The following is a 517-nucleotide window of genomic DNA, read 5'->3' as shown; positions in this document are numbered from 1 at the left end:
CTCGAATGCTTTATTTTCTATTTGTGCATCTGCGCCGATAGTCTCAAACTTTGACAAGTATGCCCGGAATTATGATAATAGTATATCTAACAATGGTATGGCTAGGAAAGCGTTGTCAAAATATCCGCCACTATACCTAAGCCTTATAGCTGTAGGTTGGGTGCAGCCCTGGGCGAAACCCAACCAAATTAGGTTGATAAATATTCCAGCCAACCCCTATCTTAGCCAAGTAAAATGAGACCGCCTCAATCGAAAACTGCTATACTACAAAATAGCTTCAGAGATTAGCCCGACTCATCGAACATGAGAAAATTACTATGGTTCAGCAAGTTTCCCAAACCGTAATTTATCCCGATAGTGACGGACAACCGATGGCAGAAAATACCCAGCAATTCCAGTGGATTGTGGTAATTAAAGAGAACTTAGAAATTTTGTTCGCCAATCGTCCCGATGTGTTTGTGGCTGGGGATTTACCCTGGTATCCCGTGGAAGGGGACAATAAAACCCGTCAAGCCCC

1 protein-coding gene and 1 pseudogene are annotated in these 517 nt (G+C 43.1%); both read left to right on the top strand.

The features are described from left to right. The coding region (locus B9T16_RS29280) for a hypothetical protein (RefSeq protein WP_410246456.1) at nt 1–238 on the top strand (238 nt) is incomplete at its 5' end. 79 nt (nt 239–317) lie between these two features. Beyond that, nucleotides 318–517: pseudogene (locus B9T16_RS29275) on the top strand (Uma2 family endonuclease); the annotation flags it as partial.

It is taken from the genome of Arthrospira sp. PCC 8006 (assembly GCF_046480465.1).
Lineage (GTDB): Bacteria > Cyanobacteriota > Cyanobacteriia > Cyanobacteriales > Microcoleaceae > Limnospira > Limnospira platensis.
The sequence above is the reverse complement of the archived record's forward strand: the minus strand, read 5'-3'. Positions and strand labels throughout refer to the sequence as shown.